The 11,848-nt window shown below is 63.3% G+C and carries 13 protein-coding genes; 7 read left to right on the top strand and 6 right to left on the bottom strand.

Annotated features, from left to right (window positions below; translation table 11 throughout):
* Positions 1-82 precede the first annotated feature (82 nt).
* Positions 83-571: a pilin gene (locus AC56LW_RS18020; RefSeq protein WP_499636550.1), complete on the top strand. Its 489-nt coding sequence runs from the start codon at positions 83-85 to the stop codon at positions 569-571.
* Between the two features lie 55 nt (positions 572-626).
* Here AC56LW_RS18020 and AC56LW_RS18015 read toward each other — a convergent pair whose 3' ends face one another.
* Together AC56LW_RS18015 and AC56LW_RS18010 are read right to left on the bottom strand one after the other, a co-directional pair.
* The gene (locus AC56LW_RS18015) at positions 627-2,693 is read right to left on the bottom strand and encodes a S9 family peptidase (RefSeq protein WP_499636548.1); all 2,067 of its coding nucleotides are present in this window, start codon (positions 2,691-2,693) and stop codon (positions 627-629) included.
* 155 nt (positions 2,694-2,848) lie between these two features.
* The gene (locus AC56LW_RS18010; RefSeq protein ID WP_183556134.1) at positions 2,849-3,304 is read right to left on the bottom strand and encodes a fasciclin domain-containing protein; all 456 of its coding nucleotides are present in this window, start codon (positions 3,302-3,304) and stop codon (positions 2,849-2,851) included.
* A 132-nt stretch (positions 3,305-3,436) separates the two neighbouring features.
* Between AC56LW_RS18010 and AC56LW_RS18005 the strand changes: the two genes are divergently transcribed.
* Entirely contained in the window at positions 3,437-4,399 is a 963-nt protein-coding gene (locus tag AC56LW_RS18005) for a MerR family transcriptional regulator (protein WP_499636545.1), read from the top strand.
* A gap of 208 nt (positions 4,400-4,607) precedes the next feature.
* On the top strand, positions 4,608-4,994 hold the full coding sequence (locus AC56LW_RS18000) for a LysM peptidoglycan-binding domain-containing protein (RefSeq protein ID WP_499636543.1): 387 nt from the start codon (positions 4,608-4,610) through the stop codon (positions 4,992-4,994).
* A 51-nt stretch (positions 4,995-5,045) separates the two neighbouring features.
* Here the strand turns inward: AC56LW_RS18000 and moaC are convergent, their stop codons facing one another.
* Complete coding sequence (gene moaC / locus AC56LW_RS17995) at positions 5,046-5,552, bottom strand: cyclic pyranopterin monophosphate synthase MoaC (RefSeq protein WP_499636541.1); 507 nt, start codon at positions 5,550-5,552, stop codon at positions 5,046-5,048.
* 124 nt (positions 5,553-5,676) lie between these two features.
* On the opposite strand from moaC, the gene AC56LW_RS17990 reads away from it, so the two are divergent.
* Positions 5,677-7,215, top strand: a complete 1,539-nt coding sequence (locus AC56LW_RS17990; RefSeq protein WP_499636756.1) for a M48 family metalloprotease — start codon at positions 5,677-5,679, stop codon at positions 7,213-7,215.
* Between the two features lie 211 nt (positions 7,216-7,426).
* Here the strand turns inward: AC56LW_RS17990 and AC56LW_RS17985 are convergent, their stop codons facing one another.
* The 3 genes from AC56LW_RS17985 to AC56LW_RS17975 are packed head-to-tail and all read right to left on the bottom strand — an operon-like array spanning position 7,427 to position 9,244.
* On the bottom strand, positions 7,427-8,014 hold the full coding sequence (locus tag AC56LW_RS17985; protein WP_499636539.1) for a DUF2946 family protein: 588 nt from the start codon (positions 8,012-8,014) through the stop codon (positions 7,427-7,429).
* A gap of 4 nt (positions 8,015-8,018) precedes the next feature.
* Positions 8,019-9,002: a YheT family hydrolase gene (locus AC56LW_RS17980; RefSeq protein ID WP_499636537.1), complete on the bottom strand. Its 984-nt coding sequence runs from the start codon at positions 9,000-9,002 to the stop codon at positions 8,019-8,021.
* Between the two features lie 47 nt (positions 9,003-9,049).
* Positions 9,050-9,244: a zinc-finger domain-containing protein gene (locus AC56LW_RS17975; protein ID WP_183556139.1), complete on the bottom strand. Its 195-nt coding sequence runs from the start codon at positions 9,242-9,244 to the stop codon at positions 9,050-9,052.
* Positions 9,245-9,466: 222 nt separating this feature from the next.
* Between AC56LW_RS17975 and AC56LW_RS17970 the strand changes: the two genes are divergently transcribed.
* The 3 genes from AC56LW_RS17970 to AC56LW_RS17960 are packed head-to-tail and all read left to right on the top strand — an operon-like array spanning position 9,467 to position 11,815.
* A complete protein-coding gene (locus tag AC56LW_RS17970; protein ID WP_499636534.1) occupies positions 9,467-10,225 on the top strand; it encodes an AzlC family ABC transporter permease in 759 nt (252 codons plus the stop codon).
* Positions 10,218-10,562 (top strand): AzlD domain-containing protein, encoded by a 345-nt coding sequence (locus tag AC56LW_RS17965; RefSeq protein WP_499636532.1) that lies wholly within the window; start codon positions 10,218-10,220, stop codon positions 10,560-10,562. The genes AC56LW_RS17970 and AC56LW_RS17965 overlap by 8 nt, the downstream gene beginning before the upstream one ends.
* 38 nt (positions 10,563-10,600) lie before the next feature.
* Positions 10,601-11,815, top strand: a complete 1,215-nt coding sequence (locus AC56LW_RS17960) for a phosphoglycerate kinase (RefSeq protein ID WP_499636530.1) — start codon at positions 10,601-10,603, stop codon at positions 11,813-11,815.
* Positions 11,816-11,848: the final 33 nt, after the last annotated feature.

The following is an 11,848-nucleotide window of genomic DNA, read 5'->3' as shown; positions in this document are numbered from 1 at the left end:
CGCTTGCATATAAGAAAGCGTAGCAGTGAGCAGCACAAGATACGTAGGTCCACTTTTTGAAATACCCACCTGGAGATTTAAAATGAACTTCAAGCAAATGCCAAGCAAAAAAGCCGAAGGCGGCTTCACTCTGATCGAACTGATGATCGTTGTTGCGATTATCGGTATTCTGGCTGCTGTTGCAATTCCGCAGTACAGCAACTATACCGCACGTGCTAAAGCGGCAAATGCTCTGGGTGTGGTTGACCCATACAAGACGGCGGTTGCACTTTGCGCTCAAGAAAACGGCGCGGCAACCAATTGCAACACGACGAGCAACCCCGCCGCCTTTACAACCTTCACCGAAACAAACGAAGTCTCCGGTCTGACGGTTACCGAGGCTGGCAAAATTACCATGACGCTGAAAGACATTGGTGCGAATACCAGTGGCACTACTGTTATCTTTACGCCAAATGTTGGCACTAGCGCCGTCACTTGGCAGGTCGCGTCGAACTCGACTAATGCCGCAGTCAAAGGCGCGTTTGAGAAAAATAGCGTGGCTGGTGCTGATGATGAGCCTGCTGCTGACTAATATTTAATGTAGTCGAAAAAGCCCGCTTCCCCAGCGGGCTTTTTTCATTGCAGCTTTACTTCGCTGGCTGCGCCTTCAAGAACCGATCCAGCCACCCATTCACGGTGTGATGCCACTGCACCGAATTAGCCGGCTTGAGCACCCAGTGATTCTCATCCGGGAACACCAGCAGCTTGCTCTCGACCCCTTGACGCTGCAGCGCCGTGAACGTCCCCAGCGCCTGCGCTGTTGGAATCCGGAAATCCAGATCGCCCTGGATCACCAGCATCGGCGTCTTCCATTTCGCAACGTGATGAACCGGATTGAAACGCTCATGGTTATCCGGCACCTTGTAGTACGGCCCGCCGTTTTCCCAATCCGTGAACCACTGCTCCTCGGTCGAGTAGGCCATGCCGCGTGTGTCGAACACGCCGTCGTGATTGACGATGCACTTGAACTCATCCGACCAGTTACCGGCGATCCAGTTCATCATGTAGCCGCCGTACGACGCGCCCAGTGCGCAGTCGCGTGAGCGGTCCAGCCATGGGAACTTCTTCACCGCGGCGTCGTAGCCTTTTTGCAGGTCGACCAGTGGCTTGCCGCCCCAGTCGTTGCTGATCGAGTCGGTGAACTTCTGGCCGTAGCCGGTCGAACCGTGGAAGTCGATGAACACGGCCGCGTAACCTGCGCCGGCATAGGTCTGCGGATTCCAGCGATAGCTCCAGCTGTTGCCGAAGCTGCCTTGCGGCCCGCCGTGGACGATGAACGCCACCGGATATTGTTGGCCTGGCTGCGCATTCCACGGCTTCATCACGTAACCGTAGACGGTGTCGCCATTGGCGCCGGCGAACGAGAACTGCTCGGCCTCGCCCCAGCGCACATCCTTCAGCAGCTCGCTATTCAACGTGGTCAGCTGCTTCGGCTTGGCGCCCAGCTTCATCGAGAACAACTGCGCGCCAGCGGACAGGTTCGCATGGGTATAGACCAGCGTATCACGGCGCAGATCGAACGCGCCCACGGCGCCGGTGTCGGTCAGCGGGGTGACCTTGCCGCCGGCCACGTCGATGGAGAACAGACGGTGCTGGCCGACGTCTTCCGCATCGACGATCAGCGCCTTGCCATCGGCGCGCCAGACCAGGCTGCCGGCCGAGCGATCCCAGTTCGCCGCCAGCGGGCGCTTCTGGCCGGTCGCCACATCCATCAGCATGATCTGGTAGCGGTCGGCCTCGAAGCCGGGGCGCGCCATCGCCAGGTAAGCCAGGGTGCGGCCATCGGGCGAGAACGTGCCCTTGGTGTCCCAGGCCGGATTGTCCGCCGTCAGGTTGCGCGGCGCGGTGCCGCCTGCCGCGGGCACGCTGTACAGGTCGAAGTTGGTCGACCAGGCTTCGGTCTTGCCCGCGATGCGGGCCGAGAACACGACCGTCTTGCCGTCCGGGCTGAAGCGGTATTCTTCGCGGTCACCGAACGGTTTGGAGGGCACGTCGCCGTCGAGCGAGCCCGAGAGGCTGACCGGCTCGCCGGTGATCGCGCCTGCTGCGCCGATCGGCGCCGAGAACAGCACTGCATTGCGGTGGTCGTTCCAGGTATCCCAGTGGCGCGCGAACAGGCGGTCATACACCTTGCCGGTGGCCTTTTCTTTTTCTTTCGCGTCGAGCCGGGCCTTGGTGCAGGCCAGGTCGGCACAGTCGCGGAATACCGCCAGGCTGAACGCCAGGCGGTCGCCCGTGGGTGCGACGCGGAAGTTGTCGACGTCCAGCGGCAGATCGGTCACCTTGACAGGCGCGCCGCCGGCTACCGGCTGGCGCCATACCTGCGACGAGCCCGAACGCGCGGACAGGAAATACACAGCGTCCCCCGACGGCGACCATTCCGGATCGGCGCTGCTCGACGCATGGTCGGTCAGGCGCTGCGGCGTCGGCTTGGCGGCGCGCAGGTCGATCATCCAGAGTTGGGTGTTGCCGCGGTTCTTTTCCATGTCGGTGCTGCGCACGGTGTAAATCACGCGCGTGGCGTCCGGCGATACGGCCGGGCTGCCGACCCGTTCCATATTGACCAGGTCTTCCACGGTGAAGCCGCGCGGCGCGGCCATTGCGGTGGTGGCGGCCAGTGTCGCCGCTGCCACCGTCATCAAACGAAATTTCATGCCATCCTCGTCGATCAGTCCCGCGGCCGGGTGCCGCAGGCAAGCCGGGAATGTACCACGCGCGCCACGCCAGCCGATACGACAACGCCCCCGCTATCCGGCAATGCCGGCAGCGGGGGCGCTTTAACGTTCCCTAGCGCACAGGAAGTTTGTGATTATTTTGGCATGATGACCGTGTCGATGACGTGGATCACGCCGTTGTCGGCGACGATGTCGGTCTTGGTGACAGTGGCCTTGTCGACCATGACTTTGCCGCCGGCGACCTTGACCTTGAAGGCGCTGCCTTCGACGGTCTTGACGTCACCTGGCTTGACGTCGGCTGCCTTCACGGTGCCTGGCACCACGTGGTACGTCAGCACCTTGGTCAGCGCGGCCTTGTCTTTCAGCAGTGCGTCGAGTTTGGCTTTTGGAATCTTGGCAAATGCGGCATCGGTCGGTGCGAACACGGTGAACGGGCCCGGACCTTTCAGGGTGTCGGTCAGGCCGGCAGCCTGGACAGCCGTGACCAGCGTATTGAACGTGCCAGCCGATTTGGCGGTATCAACGATATCTGCTGCGTTGGCGGCGCCGAAGGCGAAGGCGAGTGGCAGTGCGATCAGAAATTTTTTCATCGTATGACTCCATGTGGTTATTGCAGTTCGTTGTGAACCGCGTTGATTCCAATGTAATCCTCTTTTTACAACTTGTCTAACGTGTGCACCGTTTCTGTAGCATAATAAAGGTTCAATCAAGGGACGAAAATCATGGAAACCTTATTAAGAACCCATCATGAACCGATCATGTACCGGACCGGTGCTGCTGCGCGCCTGGCCGGATTGCCTGTAGAAACCCTGCGGGTCTGGGAGCGCCGTTACAGTTTATCGGATGCGCAGCGTTCTGAGCGCGGCCAGCGCCTGTATTCGGCCGAACAGGTCGCGCGCCTTGGCCTGCTCAAGCAACTGGTCGATCAGGGCCATTCGATCGGCGTGCTGGCCGGCTTGAACCGTGAACAGCTGCAATCGATGCTGGGGCTGGATGGTCAGGCGAGGGCGATTGCCACCTCGCCGGCGCGCGTACTGCTGGTCGGCGCCATGCTGTCGCGCCGAATCGCTGCCACCGGCCAAGCTGCACTGGGGCTGGACGTGCGCGGTCATTGCGCCACCCTGGCACAGGCGCTGGGGTTGCCGCGCGATGTCGGGGCTGATGTGCTGGTAATCGAACAGTCCGAACTCGACGATACCGGCCTGGCGCCGATTGCCGCCGCGCGCGAGGCCAGCGGCGTTGCAGCCGTCGTGGTGCTGTACCGCTTTTGTTCCAGTGCCACGATTCGTGCCCTGCGCGCCCAAGGCTGCCTGGTGGCGCGCATTCCGGCAGACTTGTCCGAACTGGCGCTGCTGTGTCAGTCGGCGCTGACCGGCCACCGTCCGCCGCTGCAGGAGCAGCCGCTGCCGCCTGTGGCGCCGCCCCGCTTCGATGAGGAAGCGTTGGGCAACATCATGACGGCGGCTGGCATCCGCCTCGATTGCGAATGTCCCCGGCACTTGTCCGAGATCCTGATGATGATTTCCAGCTTCGAGCGCTACAGCGACCAGTGCGCCCACCGCAATCCGGGTGACGAGGCGCTGCATGCGCGGCTGAAGATGGCGGCAGGCCGCGCGCGCGTCGTGATGGAAGATGCGCTGGAGCATCTGGCCATCACGGAAGGGTTGCCGTTGCCGAAAGGCTGAGGTCATCCGGATGCGCGGGCAGCGCTGGCGGGATGCTCCAGGCCACGAGCAAACGCAATCAAACTACATTTGTACAATAGTTCTTGATTTTTTGATCATAGAGCCTATGATGAGAGTTCGAGAGTATTCGGCACTGCTCCGGCGCTACGGCCGGTGGTGCCTTGCCCTCATGTGGAGGCATACCTTTCCAACAACCATAGAGGTCGACATGAAAACGCTACTGACTGCATTTGCTTGTATTCCCCTGCTGGTCGCATGTAATAAAGATGCGCCCGCGCCGGTCACCCCCGCACCGGTCGCTACCCCGCCGGTCACGTCAGCGCCAGCCGAGGCGCCTGCCCCGGCAGCGGTCCTGGTGCCCGCGACGCCTGCTACCGAAGCCACGCCAGCGGCGTCATCAGCCGCTTCAGGCTCATCGACTGCAGGCATGACCGGATCCGGCGGCGAGGGCACGTACGTGGTCGACAAGGGCGACACCCTGTGGAGCATCGCAGAGAAAAATAATATCCAGCATGGGGATCTGGCGAAGTGGAACAACATCAACGATCCACGCGAATTGCAGGTTGGCCGCAAGCTGACCTTGACCGCTCCGTGAGGTTGATCGCTTCAGTGCACTGAGCACGCTGGAAGGAGACGCTCCTGAGCTTTAGCGCTCGGGCTGCGCCGTCCAGTCGCCGCTCTTGCCGCCATGCTTTTCCAGCACCCGCACATTGGTCATGACCATGCCGCGGTCGACCGCCTTACACATGTCGTAGACGGTCAGCAAGCCGACCTGCACCGCAGTGAGCGCTTCCATCTCGACGCCGGTCTTGCCGATGGTTTCCACCTGGGCTCGGCAATGGACGCTGTTGGTCGCCGCATCAATCTCGAAATCGACCGCCACGCGCGTGATCGGCAATGGGTGACACAGCGGCACCAGGTCGCTCGTGCGCTTGGAGGCCATGATCGCGGCGATGCGCGCGATGCCGATCACATCGCCTTTTTTTGCGCTGCCAGACGTGATCAGGGCCAGCGTGGCCGGCTGCATGCGGATGGTGCCGGCGGCCACTGCGATGCGGTGCGTGTCCTGTTTGGCGCCGACATCGACCATATGGGCCTGGCCGGTGGCGTCGAAGTGGGTCAGATGGTCTGCGGTCGGGGTGGATTGCGTCATGAATGGCTTGGTATCGTTGGGTAACAAAGTGTTCTGGGAGCAGCAGGGTGCATGCGGATACGGTTATGATAGCACCGTGAAATCTGTCGTCCGACCAGCATCCGTGCGCCGCTGGCGCCCCGTCCTGACCGCCGTTGCCCTGTGCACGACGGCAGCGTTTGCCGTGGCCGCCCAGTCCGATCCGCTCCAGCGCCCCGATCACATCCACTTGCCGACGCTGGGCGACACCGCACGTGTCGACCTGTCGCCGGTCGTCGAGCGCAAGCTTGGCGAAGAGATCATGCGCGATATCCGGCGCGACCGCGATTACCTCGACGACGAACCCATCTCCGAATACCTGAACAACTTCGGCAATGGCCTCGTGGCTGCAGCGCCCGGCGCGCGTGGCGAAACCAATGCCGATTTTCACTTCTTTGCCGTGCGCGATGCGGCCCTGAACGCGTTCGCGCTGCCGGGCGGGTTCATCGGTGCGCACTCGGGCCTCGTGATCGCGGCCCAGACCGAATCCGAACTGGCCGGCGTCGTGGCGCACGAGATCGGCCACGTCACGCAGCGCCACATTGCGCGCATGCTGGGCCAGCAGCGCCAGGATATCCTGCTGCCGCTGGCATCGATGATCCTGGCGGCGCTGGCGGCCAAGGCCGGCTCGGATGCGGCGATGGGCGTGCTGATGGGCGGCCAGGGCCTGGTGGTCCAGCGCCAGCTCAACTTCAGCCGTGACGCCGAGCGCGAGGCCGACCGCGTGGGCTTCCAGATCATGGAGGCGGGCGGCTATGACACCACCGGCATCGTCGCGTTTTTCCGGCGCCTGCAAAATGCGTCAAAATTGTATGGCGAACTGCCGACAGGGTTGAGTAACCTGAGCAGCCACCCGCTGACCCAGGAGCGCATCAGCGACATGCAGGCGCGCATCCGCGAGATGCCCAAGAAGCAGCGCGTCGACAGCCTCGACTTTCACCTGGTGCGCGCGCGCATCCGCGTGCTGCAGGAGCCAAGCGAGCAGGGCCAGCGCAACACGCGCAGCGCGTTCAACACGCAGCTCAGGGAAACGCACCGCCATCAGCAGGCCGGCGCGCAGTATGGCCTGGCCTACCTGGCGCTCAAGCAGGGCAACCTGGCCGATGCGCAGAGCTGGCTCGACAAGTCGCGCGAGACGATGAAGCCACGCGAAGGCGTGCTGTCGGCGGCGTCGAACGTCGGCGATGGCGCGACGATGTATGCCGGTCTGGCGATCGAGATCAAGATGGCGCCGGGCCAGCCGGCGGCGGTGCTGGCCGAGGCCGTGAAAGAAGCCGAGACGATGCACGCGCGTTTTCCGCTATCGCGCTCGCTGGCGCACCAGTATGCCGACGCCATGATCGCCACGGGCAAACTCGACGAGGCCACGCGCTTTCTGCGTGACCAGTCGCAGCAATACCGCGAGGAATACAAGCTGCAGGATCTGTTGGCCAAGGCCTATGCAAAGCAGGGCAAGATCGCTTTGCAGCATATGGCGCTGGCCGAATCGTACGTGCTGGCCGGCGCCACGCCGGCCGCGATGGCGCAGCTGGAGCTGGCGCGCAAGGCGCGCGACGCATCGTTCTACGACCAGGCCGTGATCGACGCGCGCGCCCGCGAACTCGAGGCGCAGCAAAAGAAAGACAAAGAAGAGAAGGACGATTGACGGTCCACCAGATCAGCCGGCCTGAACGTGGTGCCGGTAACGACCATCACGGTAGGGTGGACGGGTATCCCGTCCACGCGGTGATGGTTGACAGCGAGATCATCCGGCCCGAAATCGGCGCCGGCAACGATCACCGCGTGGAAGGCAAAGCCTTCCACCCTACGCGGCGCGGGCGGATTGGCAGCCAGATCACCTGGCCACCATCACCGGCTCAGGGCGCCGGCATCCTGTTGAACCCGAACCGCTGCGCCAAGTCGGCATCTGCTACCCGTTCCACAGTGAACACCTTGCCCTGCCACGGCAACGCCAACGTGCCAGCGCCGCCGCCCAGCCACGCCATGACGGCGTCATCCGATGCGCTGCGGCCATCCAGCGTGAACTGGCCCAGCACCTGCGCCACATCGCGGTCATCGAGCTGCGCCACGACCTCGCCGGCCGCAAACAGCACGGCGCCGGCATCGCTCAGAAACACGTGCTCGACAGCCGTCAGCGCCTGCCCGGTTTGCAATAGCAAACCCTGCTGCGGATCGGTGCGTGCGATGAACGGCGCGGCCTCCAGATTCACGTACACGCGCTGCGGACCGTTCTGGAAATACCAGTTGCCCCGCTCGTCGTGCAGGTAGTTGCGGTTGATGAACCCCACCAGTTTCTCGTTCTCGAGCCGGTCGCCGGGCAAGCCGGCCTGCTGGGTCGCTTCGTCGCGCATGCGCCAGTGGCCGCGCGCATCGAGTGCGAGCCAGCCGTAGCAGTGCGGTACGTTTGGCCACTTGGCCATTGCCTGTTTTACGATATCGTCCATAGTGTCAGCCAGCATCGCACAGTTCGGCGCCGGTCAGCGCGCGGGTGCCCGACAAGCCATCGAAATGCTGCAGGATGCGCTGCGCCAGCCAGTCGATCCGCCCCGGAAACGGCCCGGTCGGAAAGCCCACGTGCCCACCGGTGGCCGGATACTCGAGCGTCACCGCAGCCGAGGCCGTCGTCGGCAAATACATCCCTGGCAGGAACGGATCGTTGCGTGCATTGAGCACGAGCGTCGGCACGGTGATCGCGTCCAGCACGTGACGTGCGCTGGCGCGGTGCCAGTAGTCGTCGGTGTCGCGGTAGCCGTGCAGCGGTGCGGTCACCACATTGTCGAACGCATACAGGTCGCGCGCGGCGAGCAGCGCGGCGCGGTCGAACAGGCCCGGAAACTGGTCGAGCTTGGCCAGGCACTTGGGCTTCAGTGTCTGCAGGAACATCCGGGTGTAAATCATGTTGAAGCCCGATGACAGCGCTGCGCCGCCGCGCGCCAGGTCGAGCGGGGCCGAGACCGCACACGCCGCATCGACGATCGATGCGCCATGGCCCGATTCGCCCAGCCAGCGCAGCAGCGCGTTGCCGCCCAGCGACACGCCGGCCGCGTAGAACACGCCATCATGGCGCGCGCGCAATGAGCGCACGATCCACTCGACTTCCGCGGCGTCGCCCGAGTGATAGAAGCGGGGCGCCAGGTTCGGCTCGCCCGAGCAGCCGCGAAAATGCGGCACCACGCCCGACCAGCCGCGCGCGGCCAGCGCCGCCATCAATGCACGTGCGTAATGGCTGTCCGACGAGCCTTCAAGGCCATGAAACAGCACCACCAGCGGCTGGCCCGGCTGGCCGTCGACAAAATCGAGATCGACAAAATCGCCGTCCGCACTCGTCCAGCGCTCGCGGCGGTAGGCAACGGGCGGCTTGGCGATGCAGGTCGCCGGGTAGATGGTCTGGAGATGGCCGCCAGGCAGCCAGCGTGGTGCGCGGTAGGGCATGAAGAAGTGAGGAGAGGGGCGCGCGCAGTCGCGTACGCCCCGAAAGATCAGTGGTTCTTGAGCACTGTGCCCGGCGCCAGGCGGTAGCCGGTACCGCAGTACGGGCATTTCGCCTCGCCATGGTGGTCGAAATCGAGGAAGACGCGCGGGTGCGACGACCACAGCGGCATGGCCGGGTTCGGGCAGTGCGCCGGCAAGTCTTTCGCCGTGAGTTCCACGATTGGCATCGTCTTTTGGGTCATCTGGTGTCTCCGTCTGGCAGGTGGGCAAAGACAGGATTCTAACGGATTCGCTCTATTGTCGAAATGACCGTAAAATAATGCGCTCAACATATTGAGCCCAAGTGCCCTTTCTCAAGAGGCCACGACCCATTCCATGCGTTTCATGCCCCTCTGTTTCCAGACCGCCGCTGTCGTCCCAGCCGTCATTTCGCCGCTGGGAAGTTGCACGAACGCCACACCACCATGCCCGTGAACGCGGGCGAGCCGGCTGGCCAGCCGCCGGTCACGATCGGCGACGCGCCCGACCGCGACGCATTTCGCGACGGCTTCAAGACTGGCCTGCCGACGCTGTTTGGCATCGCTGCCTGGGGCCTGGTGGTGGGCATCGCCATGGTCAAGAGTGGCCTGTCCGTGCCTCAGGCGCTGGGCATGACACTGCTGGTGTTCGCCGGCTCGGCGCAACTGGCGTCGCTGCCGCTGATCGCGGCGCAGGCGCCGATCTGGGTCATCTTCGCCACGGCGCTGGTCGTCAATCTGCGCTTCGTGATCTTTTCGGCGCTGCTCGCGCCGCACTTTGCCCACTTGCCGTGGCGTCAGCGCCTGTATCTCGGCTATATCTCGGGCGATATTTCTGTCGCCTTGTTCTTGCAGAAATATCCGAGCCCGACGCCGGCGGTGGGCAAGCTGTCGTACCTGAAGGGCTTGATGTTCCCGAACTGGGGCGCCTGGCAGATTGGCTCGGTGATCGGGGTGTTCCTGGGCAGCACCGTGCCGGCCGAATGGGGCCTGGGCTTTGCCGGCACGCTGGCGATCCTCTGCATCATGGTGCCGTTGATGATCAACCGCGCGGCCTTGTGCGGCGTGCTGGTGGCGGGCACGGTTTCGGTGCTGGCCTATGAGTTGCCCTACAAATTGGGCTTGCTGCTGGCAGTGCTGGTCGGGATGGTGACGGCGATGGTGATCGAAGAAACAATGGACAAAATAAAGGCACGCCGTGGCTGATTGGGAAATCTGGGTCGTGATTGGCGTGCTGTGCGTGGCCACGGCCGCCACGCGCAGTTCGTTCTGGCTGATCGGCCACCGCGTATCGATTCCGCCACGGGTGCAGGAAATGCTGCGCTATGCGCCGGCCTGCGCGCTGGCAGCCATCATCGGGCCCGATTTTCTGATCGATCCCCAAGGTGGGCTGCAGTTCACGCTGGCCAATCCGAAGCTGCTGGCGGGGCTGGCCGCGTTTGCGTTCTATGTGTGGCGCCGTAACATGCTGCTGACGATTTTATTCGGCATGCTTGTGTTTACCGCACTGCGCGTCCTGCACGTTTTTGGCGCGACCCCCTGATGTACAATGACGTTTTTTCACTATTGCCACGCTGACCAATGGACGCTTCCCGCCGTTTCACCCGTTTGCAAGACCTGATCGATCAGAACGCCATGCAGGGCAAGCGCGTCTTCATTCGCGCCGACCTGAATGTGCCACAAGATGACGCTGGCAATATCACCGAAGACACGCGCATTCGCGCTTCGGTGCCGGCGATCCAGGCCGCCATCAAGGCGGGCGCGGCAGTGATGGTGACGTCGCACCTCGGTCGGCCGACCGAAGGCGCGTTCAAGCCGGAAGACAGCCTGGCGCCGGTCGCCGCGCGCCTGTCCGAGCTGCTCGGCCAGCCGGTCGAACTCAAGCAAAACTGGGTCGACGGTGTCGATGTCGCGCCGGGTTCGGTCGTGCTGCTTGAAAACTGCCGCGTGAATGCGGGCGAAAAGAAAAACGACGACGAGCTGGCCCAGAAAATGGCCAAGCTGTGCGATGTGTACGTCAATGATGCGTTCGGCACTGCGCACCGCGCCGAAGCCACCACCCACGGCATCGCCAAGTTTGCACCGGTCGTCGCCGCAGGCCCGCTGCTGGCCGCTGAACTCGACGCACTGGGCAAGGCCCTCGGTCAGCCGCAGCGTCCGCTGCTGGCGATCGTCGCCGGCTCGAAAGTCTCGAGCAAGCTGACCATCCTGCAAAGCCTGGCCGACAAGGTCGACAACCTGATCGTCGGCGGCGGCATCGCCAACACGTTCATGAAGGCCGTCGGCCTGAACATCGGCAAGTCGCTCGTTGAAAACGACCTGGTGAACGAAGCCAAAGCCATCATCGACAAGATGGCCGCGCGCGGCGCGCAGGTGCCGATCCCTGTCGACGTCGTGTGCGCCAAGGAATTTGCGCCAACGGCCGCTGCCACTGTCAAGCTGGTGGCTGACGTACAAGACGACGACATGATCCTCGACATCGGCCCGCAGACCGCCGCCATGCTGGCAGAGCAGGTCGCCACGGCTGGCACGATCGTCTGGAACGGTCCGGTCGGCGTGTTCGAATTCGACCAGTTTGCCGAGGGCACCAAGACCCTGGCGCTGGCCATCGCCGGTTCCAAGGGCTTTTCGATCGCCGGTGGCGGCGACACCCTGGCCGCGATTGCAAAATACAAGATCGCCGACCAGATCGGCTACATTTCGACCGGCGGTGGCGCCTTCCTGGAATTCCTCGAAGGAAAAACGCTGCCGGCGGTGGATATCCTGCTGCAACGCAGCGCGCAGTCTGCAGCATAAATGAGACCCTAGCGCAGCCGTGGCTGCGCTTTG

It is taken from the genome of Telluria sp. LT2P80, from assembly GCF_059685955.1.
This window is presented reverse-complemented; position numbering and strand designations above follow the sequence as displayed.

Bases quoted from the DNA above. Each gene is read 5' to 3' on its own strand.
- AC56LW_RS18020 (WP_499636550.1), top strand. From the start codon at position 83: ATGAACTTCAAGCAAATGCCAAGCAAAAAAGCCGAAGGCGGCTTCACT.
- AC56LW_RS18015 (WP_499636548.1), bottom strand. From the start codon at position 2,693: ATGAAATTTCGTTTGATGACGGTGGCAGCGGCGACACTGGCCGCCACC.
- AC56LW_RS18010 (WP_183556134.1), bottom strand. From the start codon at position 3,304: ATGAAAAAATTTCTGATCGCACTGCCACTCGCCTTCGCCTTCGGCGCC.
- AC56LW_RS18005 (WP_499636545.1), top strand. From the start codon at position 3,437: ATGGAAACCTTATTAAGAACCCATCATGAACCGATCATGTACCGGACC.
- AC56LW_RS18000 (WP_499636543.1), top strand. From the start codon at position 4,608: ATGAAAACGCTACTGACTGCATTTGCTTGTATTCCCCTGCTGGTCGCA.
- moaC (WP_499636541.1), bottom strand. From the start codon at position 5,552: ATGACGCAATCCACCCCGACCGCAGACCATCTGACCCACTTCGACGCC.
- AC56LW_RS17985 (WP_499636539.1), bottom strand. From the start codon at position 8,014: ATGGACGATATCGTAAAACAGGCAATGGCCAAGTGGCCAAACGTACCG.
- AC56LW_RS17980 (WP_499636537.1), bottom strand. From the start codon at position 9,002: ATGCCCTACCGCGCACCACGCTGGCTGCCTGGCGGCCATCTCCAGACC.
- AC56LW_RS17975 (WP_183556139.1), bottom strand. From the start codon at position 9,244: ATGACCCAAAAGACGATGCCAATCGTGGAACTCACGGCGAAAGACTTG.
- AC56LW_RS17970 (WP_499636534.1), top strand. From the start codon at position 9,467: ATGCCCGTGAACGCGGGCGAGCCGGCTGGCCAGCCGCCGGTCACGATC.
- AC56LW_RS17960 (WP_499636530.1), top strand. From the start codon at position 10,601: ATGGACGCTTCCCGCCGTTTCACCCGTTTGCAAGACCTGATCGATCAG.